General features: G+C 56.3%; 14 protein-coding genes and 1 pseudogene. 4 read left to right on the top strand and 11 right to left on the bottom strand.

The genetic code is table 11. The annotated features are described in order from the left end of the window. Positions 1–20: 20 nt before the first annotated feature. From KCG39_RS02100 to KCG39_RS27700, 7 genes and pseudogenes are all read right to left on the bottom strand, one after another. A complete protein-coding gene (locus tag KCG39_RS02100; protein ID WP_049112931.1) occupies positions 21–338 on the bottom strand; it encodes a hypothetical protein in 318 nt (105 codons plus the stop codon). A gap of 43 nt (positions 339–381) precedes the next feature. After that, complete coding sequence (gene cobB, locus KCG39_RS02095; RefSeq protein ID WP_004131435.1) at positions 382–1,212, bottom strand: Sir2 family NAD+-dependent deacetylase; 831 nt, start codon at positions 1,210–1,212, stop codon at positions 382–384. A gap of 14 nt (positions 1,213–1,226) precedes the next feature. Further along, the gene (gene nagK, locus KCG39_RS02090) at positions 1,227–2,138 is read right to left on the bottom strand and encodes an N-acetylglucosamine kinase (RefSeq protein WP_123828249.1); all 912 of its coding nucleotides are present in this window, start codon (positions 2,136–2,138) and stop codon (positions 1,227–1,229) included. 48 nt (positions 2,139–2,186) lie between these two features. Continuing rightward, on the bottom strand, positions 2,187–3,431 hold the full coding sequence (gene lolE, locus KCG39_RS02085; RefSeq protein WP_004131432.1) for a lipoprotein-releasing ABC transporter permease subunit LolE: 1,245 nt from the start codon (positions 3,429–3,431) through the stop codon (positions 2,187–2,189). Further along, positions 3,431–4,132 carry a lipoprotein-releasing ABC transporter ATP-binding protein LolD gene (gene lolD, locus KCG39_RS02080; protein ID WP_004131431.1) on the bottom strand — a complete coding sequence of 234 codons (702 nt, stop codon included), beginning with the start codon at positions 4,130–4,132 and terminating at the stop codon, positions 3,431–3,433. The genes lolE and lolD overlap by 1 nt, the downstream gene beginning before the upstream one ends. Then, on the bottom strand, positions 4,125–5,324 hold the full coding sequence (lolC, locus tag KCG39_RS02075) for a lipoprotein-releasing ABC transporter permease subunit LolC (protein WP_004131430.1): 1,200 nt from the start codon (positions 5,322–5,324) through the stop codon (positions 4,125–4,127). Before lolC ends, lolD begins: the two co-directional genes overlap by 8 nt. 200 nt (positions 5,325–5,524) lie before the next feature. Beyond that, positions 5,525–5,590 (bottom strand): annotated as a pseudogene (locus KCG39_RS27700) (hypothetical protein); the annotation flags it as partial. Positions 5,591–5,629: 39 nt separating this feature from the next. Between KCG39_RS27700 and mfd the strand changes: the two are divergent. Both mfd and ldtC read left to right on the top strand, forming a co-directional pair. Beyond that, complete coding sequence (mfd, locus tag KCG39_RS02070; RefSeq protein ID WP_032742307.1) at positions 5,630–9,076, top strand: transcription-repair coupling factor; 3,447 nt, start codon at positions 5,630–5,632, stop codon at positions 9,074–9,076. A gap of 167 nt (positions 9,077–9,243) precedes the next feature. Beyond that, complete coding sequence (gene ldtC / locus KCG39_RS02065; RefSeq protein WP_004131428.1) at positions 9,244–10,203, top strand: L,D-transpeptidase LdtC; 960 nt, start codon at positions 9,244–9,246, stop codon at positions 10,201–10,203. Between the two features lie 220 nt (positions 10,204–10,423). On the opposite strand, the gene bhsA is transcribed toward ldtC, so the two are convergent. Further along, a complete protein-coding gene (gene bhsA, locus KCG39_RS02060) occupies positions 10,424–10,681 on the bottom strand; it encodes a multiple stress resistance protein BhsA (RefSeq protein ID WP_004131427.1) in 258 nt (85 codons plus the stop codon). Positions 10,682–10,930: 249 nt separating this feature from the next. On the opposite strand from bhsA, the gene KCG39_RS02055 reads away from it, so the two are divergent. Next, on the top strand, positions 10,931–11,566 hold the full coding sequence (locus KCG39_RS02055) for a TetR/AcrR family transcriptional regulator (RefSeq protein WP_004131426.1): 636 nt from the start codon (positions 10,931–10,933) through the stop codon (positions 11,564–11,566). Positions 11,567–11,919: 353 nt separating this feature from the next. After that, positions 11,920–14,097: a TonB-dependent siderophore receptor gene (locus KCG39_RS02050; protein WP_211811535.1), complete on the top strand. Its 2,178-nt coding sequence runs from the start codon at positions 11,920–11,922 to the stop codon at positions 14,095–14,097. Between the two features lie 56 nt (positions 14,098–14,153). Here the strand turns inward: KCG39_RS02050 and KCG39_RS02045 are convergent, their stop codons facing one another. From KCG39_RS02045 to ycfP, 3 genes are all read right to left on the bottom strand, one after another. After that, the gene (locus tag KCG39_RS02045) at positions 14,154–14,693 is read right to left on the bottom strand and encodes a glycine zipper 2TM domain-containing protein (RefSeq protein ID WP_004131424.1); all 540 of its coding nucleotides are present in this window, start codon (positions 14,691–14,693) and stop codon (positions 14,154–14,156) included. Between the two features lie 225 nt (positions 14,694–14,918). Further along, positions 14,919–16,223: an NAD(P)/FAD-dependent oxidoreductase gene (locus tag KCG39_RS02040; RefSeq protein ID WP_004131421.1), complete on the bottom strand. Its 1,305-nt coding sequence runs from the start codon at positions 16,221–16,223 to the stop codon at positions 14,919–14,921. A 233-nt stretch (positions 16,224–16,456) separates the two neighbouring features. Then, complete coding sequence (ycfP, locus tag KCG39_RS02035) at positions 16,457–16,999, bottom strand: alpha/beta hydrolase YcfP (RefSeq protein ID WP_004131420.1); 543 nt, start codon at positions 16,997–16,999, stop codon at positions 16,457–16,459.

The following is a 16,999-nucleotide window of genomic DNA, read 5'->3' as shown; positions in this document are numbered from 1 at the left end:
TTTTACTACCCGCCAGAGTCCTACTCTTTCCGCTTTCCCTTACGCTTATTTGCGGCGTCATCCACCTTGCCGGTGACATAGTTCAGCGGCTTCCACAATGCTGCTATCGTAATAAGCGTACCGAACGTGGCAACATCGCCCTGTGCGCTCTGGCCGACCAACAGTAGATAGAGCAGATGAAACAGACATGAAGCGGCGGATCCGAGACCGAGAAAAAAACAAATAATAAACAGGATATTTCGATTATCGGAAAGACGGGGCAGGCAATACTGACTCCACAGGCCAACCCCCACTGCGGCCAAAAATATCGCGGCTGATATTACTAATGGGCTATCCATAGCCACTCCTGTTTTCCGTAACGTTGTAGTGATGAGGTTGCGTTTATCCTGCCAGCTGTTTAAGCAGCTTTTCCACAAAGCGCGGCACCACTTCACTAGCCAGGCCATAGTGTTTTTCGGCAAATTCACTGCCCACCTGGCTTGGCTCGAGGTTGAGCTCAACCGTATGGGCGCCCTGCAGCCGCGCTTCGTGGACAAAGCCGGCCGCCGGATAAACGTGCCCGGAAGTGCCGATGGCGACAAAGATATCGCACTCGGCCAGCGCCAGGTAGATCTCATCCATATCCAGCGGCATCTCGCCGAACCACACCACGTGCGGGCGCAGCGGCGCGGGGAACTGGCAGCAATGGCATTTGTCTTCAGCGGTTACATCGCCGGTCCACTCCAGCACTTGCCCGCTCCACGAGCAGCGCACCTTCAGCAATTCGCCGTGCATATGTATCACCCGACGGTTGCCCGCACGTTCATGCAGATTATCGATATTCTGGGTCACCAGCAGGAAATGGTCGCCCAGCGCCTCTTCCAGCCGCGCCAGCGCCTGATGCGCGGCATTGGGCTCGATATCCGGGCCTTGCAGCTGGCGGCGGCGGTCATTATAAAACGCCTGCACCAGCGCCGGGTCGCGGGCGAAGCCTTCCGGCGTCGCCACATCCTCAACCCGATGCTCTTCCCACAGACCATCAGCGGCGCGGAAGGTTTTAATTCCCGACTCCGCCGAGATGCCCGCGCCGGTTAATACCACAACTCTTGGTTTTTCCATCGCTTCAGGGGTCTCCTTATCTTCGCCGAAGAAAATCCGCTGGCGCAGACGGTCTCGTAACCGGCGCTTGTTGCGGCGAAATCGGCTTAATCGATGTAAGCGGCGCGACTGCATAGCTACCTCTGTCGTTATTGAGTCAGATGAAGGAAGGCCGCACCGCGCATACCTCCGGCATCGCCATGACGCGCGCGCTCAATACGCGGCACGCTGGCAACGGGAAGCAGATGTCGCGGCAGGCGCTGCGCCAGCCCTTCAGTTATTGCAGTAAAGTTAGACAATCCTCCGCCAAGCACCAGCAGATCCGGATCGACAATGGTTAAAATATTGCCCAGACACACCGCCAGCAGATCGAGATAGCGCTCGACGTGCTCGCGCGCCTTCGCGTCGCCCTGCTGCCAGAGCGCGACGATCTCCGGCGAGGTTAAAGATTGTTGGTAAAAATGTTCGTACAGCCAGGCAAAACCGCGGCCGGAAAGGTAGTTTTCAATGCAGCCCAGCTGGCCGCAGCCGCAGCGCGTAAGCGGAAAATCACGGCCGACGACTTCCAGCGCATCCACCGGCAAGCGGATATGGCCGAATTCGCCGGTAATATAGCGATGCCCGGTAATCGATTTTCCATTCAGCACCAGCCCCCCGCCAACGCCAGTGCCGAGGATCATCCCCATCACCAGCGGATAGTGGGTAAATTCGTCATCCCACGCTTCAGAAAGGGCAAAACAGTTGGCGTCGTTATCAAGGCGCACGTCGCGCGCCAGACGATCGCTCAGATCGGCCCGCAGGCGCCTGCCGCTGGCGGCGGGCACGTTGGCGGCGTAGAGCGTGCCGTCCTCGGTTTCCGGCATTCCCGGAATACCGATGCCCACCGAGCCCTGGCAACCGAAGCGCTGGTCGGCTTCGTGCACCAGCTCCTTTACGGCCTGCAAAAATGCTTCGTAGCTCTCTTTCGGCGTGGCGACGCGTTTTTCCCACTGCAGCCGCCGCGCTTTATCAAATACGCCCAGCGCTATCTTGCTGCCGCCAATGTCAAATCCATAGTACATTTCAGCAATTCCTCTTTACTGGTCTGCAAAGCCGACCATGACGATAAATTACTGGCCACTCAGCACCCTCGCCGGGTCAATGCGGCTGGCGCGGCGGGCGGGATACCAGCTGGCCAGCAAACTCAGCAACAGTGCCGTCACCAGCACGTAAACGACGTCCAGCCAGTGCAGTTCAGACGGCAGGAAGTCAATAAAATAGATGTCGCCGGAGAGGAATTTATGCCCGATCAGGTTCTCAATACCGTTAATGATTGCGGTCAACTTGAAGGCACAGATAACGCCAATCGCCACCCCAATCAGGCTCCCTACCGAACCGGCAAGTAAACCATACCATACGAAAATCGCGCGGATCAGCCCGTCTTTAGCGCCAAGCGTGCGCAGCACCGCAATATCGCCGCTTTTATCTTTCACTGCCATCACCAGGGTCGAGACGATGTTAAAGCAGGCCACGCCAATCACCAGCACCATTGCGAGATACATAATGGCGCGGATCATCTGAATATCGCGGTACATATAGCCGTAAGTGCCTATCCAGCTCTTGATATAAACGTAGCTGTTGGTTACTTCGCCCGCATCGCGCACCAGGGTGTTCGCGTGGAACACATCGGTGACTTTAATAGCGATACCGGTCACGCTGCTGCCCATTTCAAGATACTGCTGCGCATCCTGCATGGGGATCATGGCAAAACTATGATCGAGCTGGCCGCTGAGCTGCAAAATACCGGTAACGTGGAGCCTGACGCGCTTTGGCTGCAGCAGCTGGTGGTCGGCATCCGAGTTGGGAATCATAATTGACACCCAGTCGCCCTGCTTAACGTGCAGCGCATCGGCGACGCCTTTACCGAGGATCACCTGCTGCTCTCCGGCTTTAAAGTTCGCCCACGCGTTGTTCTGCACAAAGTTGGGTAGCGAACTGAGACGGCTCTCCTGCTGCGGATCGACGCCCTTTACCTGGATGGCGCGCATGTTGCTGCCGCTCTCCACCAGTCCGGTGAAGTTAATGTACGGCGCTGCGGCAACGATGCCTTTGACCTTTTCAACCTTCGCCAGCGCTTCGTTCCAGTTGTTCCACGGCTGGTTCACCGGCTCAATTTCACCGTGCGGCACCACCGCCAGAATGCGGTTGTTGAGCTCGCGCTCGAAGCCGTTCATGGCGCTCAGGCCAACGATCAGCACCGCCACGCCTAGCGCAATGCCGATGGTCGAGATAACTGAAATCAGCGAAACCATCCCTCCGCGCCGCCGTCCGCGGCTAAAGCGCAGGGCAATTAATAACGATAACGGAGAAGCCATTACTCAGCCCCCATCAGGGAGAGTTCGGCGGTCAGGCGCCCGTCGCGCATCTCCAGCTGGCGGCTCATCCGTTTTGCCAGCTGCAGGTCGTGGGTCACCACCAGGAAGGCGGTACGCTGCGCCACGTTTAGTTCGCCAAGCAGCTGAAAAATGCTGTCGGCGTTGCGGGCATCAAGGTTACCGGTAGGTTCATCCGCCAGCACCAGCCGAGGTTTATTAACCAGCGCGCGGGCAATCGCTACGCGCTGACGCTCGCCGCCGGAGAGCTCCGACGGGCGGTGGTCGCTGCGGTGCTCAAGCCCGACGGCGCGCAGCATCGCTTTTGCCTGACGCTCAATATCCGCCGCCTTCTGTTTACCGATTAACAGCGGCATCGCCACGTTTTCCAGCGCGGTGAAATCCGGCAGCAGGTGGTGAAACTGATAAATAAAGCCCAGCTCGCGGTTGCGCAGATCGGCGCGCGCGGCGGCTGAGAGTCGGCTCATCGACTGACCGGAAAAGATAACGTCGCCGGAGGTCGGCGTATCCAGCCCGCCAAGCAGATGCAGCAGCGTACTTTTGCCGGAACCGGAGGTGCCGACAATCGCCATCATCTCGCCCTCTTCAATGCTGAAGCTGACATTATGCAACACGTCGGTTTGCACGCTGCCTTCCTGGTAGCGTTTGCACAGGTTGTCGCATTGCAGCAGGATCTTATTCATAACGTAAAGCCTCAGCGGGTTGAGTGGCGGCAGCGCGCCATGAAGGATACAACGTAGAGAGTAATGCCAGCGCCATTGCTACAAGGGCAATCACGATCACCTGTAGCGGCTCGATGGCTACCGGCAGCGCGGCACCGTCGAGGAACGCGCCGATAATCGGCATCAAATTATTTAACTGGCTGGCAAGCAACGCGCCCAGTCCGGCGCCAAGCAGCGCGCCGACGATCCCGGCGCTCGCGCCCTGGACCATAAAGACCAGCATGATCTGCCGCGGCGTCAGGCCGAGGGTCTGGAGAATCGCCACTTCGCCCTGCTTTTCCATGACCATCATGCCCAGCGAGGTAATGATGTTAAAAGCGGCGACGGCGACGATCAGGCTCAACAGCAGGCCCATCATATTTTTTTCCATCCGCACGGCCTGGAACAGCTCGCCTTTACGTTCGCGCCAGTCCTGCCATTTGGTCCCTTCCGGCAGCGTCTGCTGGCTGAGGGTATCCACCTGTAAAGGCTGATTCAACCACAGCCGCCAGCCGGTAATATTACCCTGCGGATAGCGCATCAGGCGCGAAGCGTCGTCGATGTTGGTCAACATCTGATAGCCATCGACTTCGCTGTTGGCGGCAAAGGTGCCGATCACGTTAAACAGCCGCTGGCTGGGAACCCGCCCCATCGGGGTGAACTGGCTAGCGGAGGGCACCATCACGCGGATCTGATCGCCGCGATTAACGCCCAGCTGCCCTGCCAGCTGCTCGCCCAGGATAACGTTATACTTTCCGGCTTGCAGATCGCTCTGCTTGACATTAACCAGGTAGGGCGTCAGGGGATCTTTTTGCGCCGGGTCGATGCCGAGCATTACGCCAACTGCTACGCTGCGGGCGCTTTGCAGCACCACATCGCCGGTGGTCAGCGGCGCCACGCGGGTAACGCCCTGTAATCTGGCCGCGCTTTCCGGCAGCTGTTGCGGGTTTATGGACCCCTGTTTGGCGCTAAGAATGGCCTGCGGCATCAGCCCCAGGATGTTATTTTGCAGCTCGCGCTCAAAGCCGTTCATCACCGACAGAACGGTAACCAGCGCCATGACGCCAAGCGTAATGCCAATGGTCGAGAGCCAGGAGACGAAACGACCGAAGCGGTCGGCTGCGCGCCCACGCATATAGCGAAGGCCGATAAAGAGTGCGGCAGGTTGATACATGTCATCCATCTGATTGCTGATAGCCGATGCCCGAGTATATAAGCGATTATGAGCAGCGTAAATGACTGATACCTGTAGATTTTATTGGCAATAATAACAAAAATTCAATATAAACAACAAGATAGATAAGCAAGCCGTTATTTAACTTTACGCTTATCGGAGTTCGTTACATTTCTGGCCAAAACATGACCTTTGCGATACGGGTTGGCGAATCCGGGTCGATCGCGGATAATCTCACTATTGAATATCAGCGAGTTGCCCTCCATATCGGCAGAGCGAATACCCAAGAGATCATGATACCGTCTATGCCTGAACAATACCGATACTCTCTGCCGGTTAAAGCCGGCGATCAGCGCCAGCTTGGCGAACTTACCGGCGCGGCCTGCGCCACTCTGGTGGCGGAGATGGCTGAGCGCCACGGCGGCCCGGTGGTACTGATTGCCCCCGATATGCAAAACGCCCTGCGTCTGAATGATGAAATCAGGCAGTTTACCGATAGCATGGTGGCGGGCCTGGCGGACTGGGAAACGCTCCCCTACGATAGCTTCTCCCCGCACCAGGACATTATCTCTTCGCGCCTCGCCACCCTCTACCAGCTCCCGACGATGGAACGCGGCGTACTGATTGTCCCGGTCAGTACTCTGATGCAGCGTGTCTGTCCGCATAGTTTCCTCCACGGCCACGCGCTGGTGATGAAAAAAGGCCAGCGCCTGTCGCGGGATGCGCTGCGCGCCCAACTGGATAGCGCCGGCTATCGTCACGTCGACCAGGTGATGGAGCACGGCGAGTACGCCACGCGCGGCGCATTGCTTGACCTGTTCCCCATGGGCAGCGAGCAGCCCTACCGTCTCGATTTTTTTGATGATGAGATAGACAGCCTGCGTCTGTTCGACGTCGACAGCCAGCGTACGCTGGAAGAAGTCGCCAGCATTAACCTGCTTCCGGCGCACGAATTCCCGACGGATCAGGCCGCTATCGAGCTTTTCCGCAGCCAGTGGCGCGACCGCTTTGAGGTCAAGCGCGACGCCGAGCATATTTATCAGCAGGTCAGTAAAGGCACGCTACCTGCAGGGATCGAATACTGGCAGCCGCTGTTCTTTAACGAGCCCCTGCCGCCCCTGTTCAGCTATTTCCCGGCGAAAACGCTGATTGTTAATACCGGCGATCTGGAAGCCAGCGCTGAACGTTTTCAGAATGAAACGCGCGCCCGCTTTGAAAACCGCGGCGTCGATCCGATGCGCCCGCTTTTGCCACCGGAGCAGCTGTGGCTACGTAGCGATGAACTGTTTAGCGAGTTGAAAAAATGGCCGCGCGTCCAGCTCAAAACCGAGCGTCTGGCAGAAAAAGCCGCCAATACCAACCTCGGCTATCAGAAACTACCCGAGCTGGCGATCCAGGCGCAGAACAAAGCGCCGCTGGATAATCTGCGTCGATTCCTCGAATCCTTTAGCGGGCCGGTGATTTTCTCGGTTGAGAGCGAGGGACGCCGCGAAGCACTCGGTGAAATGCTGGCCCGCATCAAGATCGCGCCAAAGCATATTTTGCGTCTTGAAGAGGCAACGGGTAACGGCCGCTATCTGATGATCGGCGCCGCCGAGCATGGCTTTATTGATAGCCAGCGCAACCTGGCGCTGATTTGCGAAAGCGATCTGCTGGGCGAGCGCGTCGCCCGCCGTCGTCAGGATTCACGCCGCACCATTAATCCGGACACCTTAATCCGTAATCTGGCGGAACTGCATATCGGCCAGCCAGTGGTGCATCTTGAGCATGGGGTTGGGCGCTACGCCGGCATGACAACGCTTGAGGCGGGTGGGATTAACGGCGAATACCTGATGCTGACCTACGCAAACGACGCCAAACTGTACGTGCCGGTATCGTCGCTGCATCTGATTAGCCGCTACGCCGGCGGCGCGGAAGAGAATGCGCCGCTGCATAAGCTGGGCGGCGATGCGTGGGCGCGAGCGCGGCAAAAAGCCGCCGAGAAGGTGCGCGACGTGGCCGCCGAGCTGCTGGATATCTACGCCCAGCGCGCGGCGAAAGCGGGCTACGCATTTAAACATGATAAAGAGCAGTATCAGCTGTTCTGCGACGGCTTCCCGTTCGAAACCACGCCCGATCAGGCGCAGGCCATCAACGCCGTCCTGAGCGATATGTGCCAGCCGCTGGCGATGGATCGCCTGGTGTGCGGCGACGTTGGCTTCGGCAAGACGGAAGTGGCGATGCGCGCCGCGTTTCTGGCGGTGGAAAACCATAAACAGGTCGCGGTGCTGGTGCCTACCACCCTCCTCGCCCAGCAGCACTTCGATAACTTCCGCGATCGCTTCGCCAACTGGCCGGTGCGCATTGAGATGCTCTCGCGCTTTCGGAGCGCTAAAGAGCAGGCGCAGATCCTTGAGCAGGTCGCGGAGGGGAAAATCGATATTCTTATCGGCACCCATAAGCTGCTACAGCCGGACGTTAAGCTGCGCGATCTCGGCCTGCTGATTGTTGATGAAGAGCACCGCTTTGGCGTACGCCACAAAGAGCGCATTAAGGCGATGCGCGCCGATGTCGATATCCTGACCCTGACCGCAACGCCGATTCCGCGAACGCTGAATATGGCGATGAGCGGTATGCGCGACCTCTCGATCATCGCCACCCCTCCCGCCCGCCGTCTGGCGGTTAAAACCTTCGTTCGCGAATATGACGCGCTGGTGGTACGCGAGGCGATCCTGCGTGAAGTGCTGCGCGGCGGCCAGGTTTACTATCTCTATAATGACGTCGAAAATATCCAAAAAGCGGCGGAAAGACTCTCGGAGCTGGTGCCGGAAGCGCGTATCGCTATTGGCCACGGGCAGATGCGCGAACGCGAGCTAGAACGGGTGATGAACGATTTCCACCACCAGCGTTTTAACGTGCTGGTATGTACCACCATTATCGAGACCGGGATCGACATTCCGACGGCGAACACCATTATTATCGAGCGCGCCGATCACTTCGGGCTGGCTCAGCTGCACCAGCTGCGCGGCCGCGTCGGGCGTTCACACCATCAAGCCTACGCCTGGCTGCTGACGCCGCATCCGAAAGCGATGACCACCGATGCGCAAAAACGCCTTGAGGCTATCGCCTCGCTGGAAGATCTCGGCGCCGGATTCGCGCTGGCCACCCACGACCTCGAAATTCGCGGCGCGGGCGAGCTGCTGGGCGAAGATCAGAGCGGCTCAATGGAAACCATCGGCTTCTCTCTCTACATGGAGCTGCTGGAAAATGCCGTTGACGCGCTGAAAGCGGGACGCGAGCCCTCGCTGGAGGATCTCACCAGCCAGCAGACCGAAGTTGAGCTACGGATGCCGTCGCTGCTGCCGGACGACTTCATCCCCGACGTCAATACGCGCCTGTCGTTCTACAAACGCGTTGCCAGCGCGAAGAACGAGAATGAGCTGGAGGAGATCAAAGTCGAGCTTATCGATCGCTTTGGTCTGCTGCCGGATCCGGCAAGAAACCTGCTCGACATCGCCCGACTGCGCCAGCAGGCGCAGAAGCTGGGGATCCGTAAGCTGGAGAGCAACGAAAAAGGCGGCACCATTGAGTTTAACGAGAAGAATAACGTTAACCCGGTGTGGCTGATTGGCCTGTTGCAGAAGCAGCCCCAGCACTATCGCCTGGACGGCCCGACGCGTCTGAAGTTTATGCAGGATCTCGCCGAGCGTAAAACGCGGATGGAGTGGGTACGCCAGTTTATGCGCCTGCTGGAAGAGAACGCCACCGCCTGATAGCATTCGGGATACGGTCCGTGCGCCGTATCCCGCCCCTCCCTGCCTGTGCGGCAAAATTTACAAACATTTTGCAATCCCTCTGAACTTCCAGACACTCGCTTAGCCATAATCTCAGGGACTTTTCGTATAAAAATAACCACTTACTTATTATGGAAATTAGGGTGATGAAAAGCTTTTCGCGAATTTCTCTCTGGCTGGGGATGATAGCTATCGCCGCCGCGCTGGCGCTGCCCGTTCGCGCCAATACCTGGCCCCTGCCGCCGCCGGGCAGCCGTCTGGTCGGGCAAAACCAGTTCCACGTGGTCGAGAATAACGGCGGCTCGCTCGAAGCGATCGCTAAAAAATATAACGTCGGTTTTCTGGCCCTGCTCCAGGCGAACCCTGGCGTGGACCCTTATGTTCCGCGAGCCGGTAGCGTGCTGACGATTCCACTGCAAACTCTGCTGCCTGACGCGCCGCGCGAAGGGTTAGTCCTTAACCTCGCCGAACTTCGCCTCTATTACTATCCGCCCGGCAAAAACGAAGTGACCGTGTACCCTATCGGCATCGGTCAACTCGGTGGTGATACCATCACGCCGACAATGGTCACCACCGTCTCCGACAAACGCGCCAACCCGACCTGGACGCCAACGGCCAATATTCGCGCCCGCTATAAAGCCATGGGCATCGATTTGCCCGCCGTGATGCCCGCCGGCCCGGATAACCCGATGGGGCACCACGCCATTCGCCTGGCGGCATACGGCGGCGTGTATCTGCTGCACGGTACCAATGCCGATTTCGGCATTGGCATGCGCGTCAGCTCCGGCTGTATTCGCCTGCGTGATGACGACATCAAAGCGTTGTACAACGAAATAACGCCGGGAACCAAGGTGACGATTATTAATACGCCAATCAAGGTTTCCGTTGAGCCGAACGGCACTCGCCTTGTGGAGGTGCATCAGCCGCTGTCGAAGCATATCGATGACGATCCGCAGACGCTACCGATCGTCCTTAATGACAGCATGCAGACGTTCAAGCAGGCGCAGCTGACCGATACCGAGGTTATGGAACGCGCGATGACGCTGCGTTCGGGCATGCCGATTGACGTCACCCGCCACCATCGCGTCACGGAGCAGTCGCTATAATTTCCTGAATCGTTGACGAAAAAAAACCGCCTTCAGTTCACACTGAGGCGGTTTTTTTATGGCAATAATCAAACAGAGTACTGCTTTTCTGCGGGTTGCGGCGCCATATAAGGGGTGGGCTCCGCTTCGCGTCAGAGACAACGCTTTCTTACTTCACGCGGACTGCTGAAGGGGGTCAGATCCGCGCGTGGTCAGTGGCATAACTGGGGTGGCGCGACAATTATTTGTAGATAACCGCAGTCCCGTGAAGGGTGTTAGGTCCGGTTACGGACGTAATACGGTAAGAGGTTGCGCCCATCTCTTCCGCCTTTTGCGCCAGCTGATCTTCCAGCGAACCGAGGTTGGTCCCGGCTGAGGCGGAAACGGTACCGATTTTATGCTGACCCGCCGGTGTTGACTGGACTTCGACAGCGGCAAAGCTGGCGAATGAGAGTGAGCTAAGTACCGCGGCGATAGCAAGCGTTTTAACGTTTTTCATGATTGTTATACCTATGCAGATGAATGTTATTGTAGGGGCGAACGAATTTAATTAACGATCGATAGGTAAATGATAGTGTGATCCATATCACACGTCAAACTATTTTTATAACGACCGTTTAACTATTTATAAACAGCATTAAATTCATACATATATGAATTATTTATTTTTAGACCGACATCGCTGGCAGCACGTAAGGTTTATTTTTATAATGGCCTTTCAACAAACCAACACAGGTACAGCGGCACCATGACAACTGACGTTCAAAGTTGCACGAAAAAAAGCCGTGGCCGACCTAAAGTGTTCGACAGGGAAGCGGCGCTGGATAAGGCCATGACACTCTTCTGGCAGCACGGCTATGAAGCCACCTCTCTCGCCGATTTAGTGGAAGCGACGGGCGCCAAAGCTCCTACGCTCTACGCGGAATTTGTGAATAAAGAGGGGTTGTTTCGCGCGGTGCTGGATCGCTACATCTCCCGCTTTGCCGCCAAACACGAAGCGCTTCTTTTTGACGAAGAGAAAAGCGTCGACACGGCGTTACGCGATTACTTCACCGCCGTCGCGACCTGCTTCACCAGTAAAGAGACGCCGGCAGGCTGTTTTATGATCAATACCTCCGCGGCGCTGGCGGCGGCGTCAACCGACATCGCCAATACCGTTAAGTCGCGGCACGCGATGCAGGAACAGACCCTTACGCAATTTCTGCAGCAGCGACAGCTGCGCGGCGAACTCCCGGCAGACGGCGACGTGCGTCAGTTGGCCCAGTTCCTCAACTGCATATTACAAGGCATGTCTATAAGCGCCCGTGAAGGCGCTGACTTCACTAAAATCATGCAAATCGCCGAGACCACGCTGCGTCTGTGGCCCCGGGTTCTTCAGCGCTAAGACCTCGCTTACCGGTGGGCTCCCACCGGTTCCCTCCCCCTTAATCCCTACATAAAGCAATGTTTTCAGTCATTTATTTTGTTCATTTCGCGAGAATGATATTGATAACAATAATCAATACGGGCAAAATTCGGTCTTAAACGTTTCTGTATATTTCACCGTGTAACAACCGGTACGCCCGTACCGAATAACGAAAACAACGATATCGTAAGCCCTTAATAATTCGAGTGGCAGAACAAGGAACTTGTGCCTTGAACTGCGCTAGCGCTGGCCCCATAGGGGCGAGGCCGCAGGCCGAGTAACGCGCCTGCAGCTTGAAGAATGACGGGTATAAACTCATAAAAGGAATGAGCATGAACAAGCGTCTCTGGGTGCTTAACCCACTGCTGCTGGCAACCGCCCTGCCCGCCTGGGCCGCTGATGACAGCATGATCGTCAGCGCTAACCGAACGCACCGTACCGTCGCTGAAATGGCCCAGACCACCTGGGTTATCGAAGGCCAGGAAATTGAACAGCAGGTTCAGGGCGGTAAAGAATTCAAAGACGTGCTGGCACAGCTGATCCCGGGCATCGACGTCAGCAGCCAGGGACGTACCAACTACGGCATGAATATGCGCGGCCGTGCGATCGTCGTCCTGATTGACGGCGTTCGCCTTAACTCCTCCCGTACCGACAGCCGCCAGCTAGACTCTATCGATCCGTTTAACATTGAACACATCGAGGTGATTTCCGGCGCAACATCCCTGTACGGCGGCGGCAGTACCGGCGGCCTGATTAATATCGTCACCAAAAAGGGCCAACAGGAGCGCCAGGTCGATCTGGAGCTGGAGGGGAAATCCGGTTTTGCCAACAGCAACGACCATGATGAACGCGTGGCTGCCGCGGTAAGCGGCGGCACTGACCACGCATCAGGTCGTTTATCGGTCGCTTATCAGCGTTTTGGCGGCTGGTATGACAGTAACCACGATGCGCTGCTCCTTGATAATACCCAGACCGGGCTTCAGCATTCCGATCGTCTGGATGTGATGGGAACGGGAACCATTGAGATTGACGAGAACCGCCAGCTGCAGCTGGTTACGCAGTACTATAAAAGCCAGGGCGACGATTACGGCCTGTACCTGGGGAAAAATATGTCGGCGGTGACCGGCGATGGCAAAGCTTTTACCACCGACGGTCTGAATTCCGACCGCGTCCCCGGCACCGAACGCCACCTGATTAGCCTGCAGTACTCCGATGCCGATTTCCTCGGTCAGAACCTGGTCAGTCAGGTCTATTACCGCGATGAATCCCTCACCTTTTATCCTTTCCCAACGCTTAGCAAAGGCCAGGTCAGCAGCTTCTCGTCTTCAAAGCAGGATACCGATCAGTATGGCGCGAAGATCACCCTGAATAGCCAACCGCTGGACGGCTGGGACCTGACCTGGGGAGTCGACGCGGACCATGAAACCTTCAACGCCAATCAGATGTTCTTCGATTTGGGCCAGTCGATGTCTTCCGGCGGCCTGAACAATCAGGCCATCTTCACCACTGGCCGTTACCCGGGCTACAGCATCACCAACCTGGCGCCGTTCCTGCAGTCCAGCTATGACCTGAACGATATCTTCACTATCAGCGGCGGCGTGCGTTATCAGTGGACGGAAAACCGGGTCGATGATTTTGTCGGCTATGCCCAGCAACAGGATGTCGCCAGCGGCAAGGTTAGCTCGGCGGATGCCATTCCGGGCGGAAAAACCGATTACGATAACTTCCTCTTTAACGCCGGGATTGTGGCGCATCTCACCGACCGTCAGCAGACCTGGTTTAACTTCTCCCAGGGCGTTGAGCTGCCGGATCCGGGCAAATACTACGGCATCGGTAAATACGGCGCGGCGGTCAACGGCCATCTTCCGCTGCTCTCAAGCATGAACGTAGGCGATTCGCCGCTACAGGGGATTAAAGTTAACTCCTACGAACTGGGCTGGCGCTACACCGGCGATAATTTGCGCACCCAGCTGGCGGCTTACTATTCGACCTCCGATAAGACGATTGTCGTTAACCGTACCGATATGACCATCGATGTGCAGTCCGATAAGCGCCGTATTTATGGCGTAGAGGGCGCGGTGGATTACTACTTCCCGAACAGCGACTGGAGCGCAGGGGCTAACTTTAACGTGCTGAAATCCCAGGTGAAGAGTGACGGTAGCTGGCAGAAGTGGGACGTCACTCTCGCCTCGCCGTCAAAAGCCACCGCCTGGGTTGGCTGGGCGCCGGAGCCGTGGTCGCTGCGGGTACAGAGCCAGCAGGTGTTTGATATAAGCGATGCCAGCGGCAATAAGCTCGATGGTTACAATACCGTGGACTTTATCGGTAGCTACGCGCTCCCTGTCGGCAAGCTGACCTTCAGCATCGAGAACCTGCTTAATGAAGATTATGTCACCGTCTGGGGCCAGCGCGCGCCGCTGCTCTACAGCCCGACCTACGGCAGCAGTTCTTTATACGAGTATAAAGGGCGCGGCCGTACCTTCGGTCTGAACTACGCGCTGAGCTTCTGATAAAAAAAGCCCCTCGGCCTGAGTGCCTGAGGGGCTAATAAAGATAAACATCTTTTTTACGCTTTGTTAGTCAGAATCAGTTGACCATTGCTGTCCAGCGGGATTTGCGTGCCTGGATCGCGATCCATCCGGATTTTGCCCTGCTGGTCGCCGATTTTGTAAGTGACGTCATAACCGAGCATTTTTTCCGATTTGTCATACACCGTTTTGCAGCGCTGCTGCGTGGTGGTGTAGGTATCCCCTTCCTGCATTGAGCCCTGAATCTGGTTACCGGCATAGCCGCCGCCCAGCGCGCCCACTACGGTGGCAACGTCACGGCCGCGCCCACCGCCGAACTGATGACCAATAACCCCACCGGCCACCGCGCCTAAGACGGAACCGGCGATGCGGTTTTCATCCTGCACCGGTCGACGATGGGTCACGGTAACGTTACGGCACTCCTGACGCGGGGTTTTGACGCTCTCTTTTATCGGCGTACTGGACACTACCTGTGCATACTGCGGGCCGCGGTCTAACACGTTAAGACCGGCAACAGCTGCGACGCCCAGCGCGGCAGCCACGCCAATTCCTATACCCGCCAACATTGATTTATTCACGGGACTTCCTCCTTCGTTGCTATTGCCTTTAATTTTGCAACCCAGCCATCAGGCTTGCAAATAAGAAAGCGGATGAAAAGTGCGTGAACGTACGGCAAATCAATGGGATTCGGAGGAATCCGAGAGGGTTTTCCGGGAAGGACAGGAGGATATTCTGCCGATTGATCTCATCATTCGTCAGGAAAACGGGCGGTCAAAACCTTCCGGCTTTGCCGCCCATAGACATTAATGCAGCTTCAGACGCGGACGAATAATGCGGTTGATACGTCCTACCAGCATCATCAGGCCGGTTTTAAAGTAACCGTGCAGCGCAATCTGGTGCATGCGATACAGAGAGATATAGACGAAACGCGCAATACGCCCTTCGATCATCATTGAACCACGCATCAGATTGCCCATCAGGCTGCCAACGGTGGAGTAGTTAGAGAGCGACACCAGCGAGCCGTGATCTTTATAGGTATAAGCTTTCAGCGGCTTACCTTTCATCTGCGCCAGAATATTATGCAGAGCGCAGGTCGCCATCTGGTGCGCAGCCTGAGCGCGCGGCGGGACAAAACCGCCTTCCGGACGGGCGCAGGAGGCGCAGTCGCCGATAGCGTAGATATCCGCGTCGCGAGTCGTTTGCAGGGTCGGCTCAACCACCAGCTGGTTAATACGGTTGGTTTCCAGACCGCCGATCTCTTTCATAAAGTCCGGCGCTTTAATCCCCGCCGCCCACACCATCAGGTCAGCGTGGATAAATTCGCCTTCCTTCGTATGCAGGCCGTTAGCATCAGCGCTGGTGACCATGGTTTTGGTCAGTACGCGAACGCCAAGCTTGGTCAGCTCGCTGTGCGCGGCGCCGGAAATGCGCGGCGGCAGCGCGGGCAGAATGCGCTCGCCGGCTTCAACCAGCGTGACGTTCAGGGCTTCATTGGTCAGTCCTTTATAGCCGTAGCTGTGCAGCTGCTTCACCGCGTTATGCAGCTCGGCCGACAGCTCGACGCCGGTCGCGCCGCCGCCGACGATGGCGATATTCACCTTGCCGTTCGCCCCGAGATTCGCCGAATACTTGAGGAACAGATCCAGCATTTCCTGATGGAAACGACGCGCCTGATGCGGATTATCGAGGAAGATACAGTTCTCTTTCACGCCTGGCGTGTTGAAGTCGTTCGAGGTACTTCCCAACGCCATCACCAGCGTGTCGTAAGGTAGCTTACGCTCGGGCACCAGCAGCTCGCCCTTCTCGTTATGCAGCTCGGCGAGGGTGATAGTTTTGGTTTCGCGGTTAATATCCACCACCGACCCCAGCTGGAACTGGAAGTCGTGGTTACGGGCGTGAGCAAGATAGCTTAACGCGTCTACACCTTCATCAAGTGAACCGGTCGCCACTTCATGCAGCAGCGGTTTCCACAGGTGGCTGTGATTACGATCAACCAGCGTAATTTTGGCCTTTTTATTACGGCCCAGCTTTTTCCCTAACTGGGTAGCCAGCTCCAGCCCACCGGCACCACCACCCACAATCACTATTTTTTTCAATGGTGTAGTCACGCGACCCCCTAAAATTATTAACCAATTGTTAATTAAAAGTTATACATATAACCTTTAATTAACAACAGGTTACGGCAGTGAAACCATTCAGCGGGATCGAGAATAACATGAACGGTGCATTGGTCATACCAAAATTGATATGCATCAAGTTTTACTGCATATTTTTTGAGCGTCAAATCGCAAAATGGATAAAAAAAGCCCGCGATGTTGGCACATCGCGGGCCGGGAGGAGATCAGCCGAGGGTTTTAAAGGCCTTTATTCGCTGCAGATGCGGGGAGATATTTTTAAATTTGTGGGTCTGCTCTTCATCCCAGATTATCTCATAGTATTGGTGCAGCAGGTCCGCCGAACGCTGGCTATTCAGCGCTTCGTCCTGGCGCGACAGCACCACCAGACAACGGTCGCGGTTTTTTTCGCGGAAATTGTTAACGCACTTGGTAGCGATATCCGCATACTCTTCCGGCCGATCAATCTTCCCTTCCATGTTTTCATTGGGAAACAGATTCGGGTTGAAAATGGCCTGACGGATATCGCAAAGAAAGCCAATTCGCTCCGCCCAGAAGCCGCCAAGACCCACGCCGCAAATCAGCGGCCGATCGTCGGCACTCAGCTGCAGCATCTTATCGACCTCTTTTAATAAATGCTGCATATCATGTTTGGGATGCCGCGTGCTGTAGCTAATCAACCGAACATCGGGGTCAATAAACTGAAGCTGAAGCACCTTCTCATGGTTACCGGGGCTGTTTGAGTCAAAACCATGTAAATAGATAATCAT

It is taken from the genome of Klebsiella pasteurii, from assembly GCF_018139045.1.
GTDB lineage: Bacteria > Pseudomonadota > Gammaproteobacteria > Enterobacterales > Enterobacteriaceae > Klebsiella > Klebsiella grimontii.
Note: the sequence above shows the minus strand (reverse complement) of the source record. Positions and strands in the feature narration are given on the sequence as shown.

Coding starts and splice junctions, on each gene's coding strand:
- KCG39_RS02100 (WP_049112931.1), bottom strand. CDS start 338: ATGGATAGCCCATTAGTAATATCAGCCGCGATATTTTTGGCCGCAGTG.
- cobB (WP_004131435.1), bottom strand. CDS start 1,212: ATGCAGTCGCGCCGCTTACATCGATTAAGCCGATTTCGCCGCAACAAG.
- nagK (WP_123828249.1), bottom strand. CDS start 2,138: ATGTACTATGGATTTGACATTGGCGGCAGCAAGATAGCGCTGGGCGTA.
- lolE (WP_004131432.1), bottom strand. CDS start 3,431: ATGGCTTCTCCGTTATCGTTATTAATTGCCCTGCGCTTTAGCCGCGGA.
- lolD (WP_004131431.1), bottom strand. CDS start 4,132: ATGAATAAGATCCTGCTGCAATGCGACAACCTGTGCAAACGCTACCAG.
- lolC (WP_004131430.1), bottom strand. CDS start 5,324: ATGTATCAACCTGCCGCACTCTTTATCGGCCTTCGCTATATGCGTGGG.
- mfd (WP_032742307.1), top strand. CDS start 5,630: ATGCCTGAACAATACCGATACTCTCTGCCGGTTAAAGCCGGCGATCAG.
- ldtC (WP_004131428.1), top strand. CDS start 9,244: ATGAAAAGCTTTTCGCGAATTTCTCTCTGGCTGGGGATGATAGCTATC.
- bhsA (WP_004131427.1), bottom strand. CDS start 10,681: ATGAAAAACGTTAAAACGCTTGCTATCGCCGCGGTACTTAGCTCACTC.
- KCG39_RS02055 (WP_004131426.1), top strand. CDS start 10,931: ATGACAACTGACGTTCAAAGTTGCACGAAAAAAAGCCGTGGCCGACCT.
- KCG39_RS02050 (WP_211811535.1), top strand. CDS start 11,920: ATGAACAAGCGTCTCTGGGTGCTTAACCCACTGCTGCTGGCAACCGCC.
- ycfP (WP_004131420.1), bottom strand. CDS start 16,999: ATGATTATCTATTTACATGGTTTTGACTCAAACAGCCCCGGTAACCAT.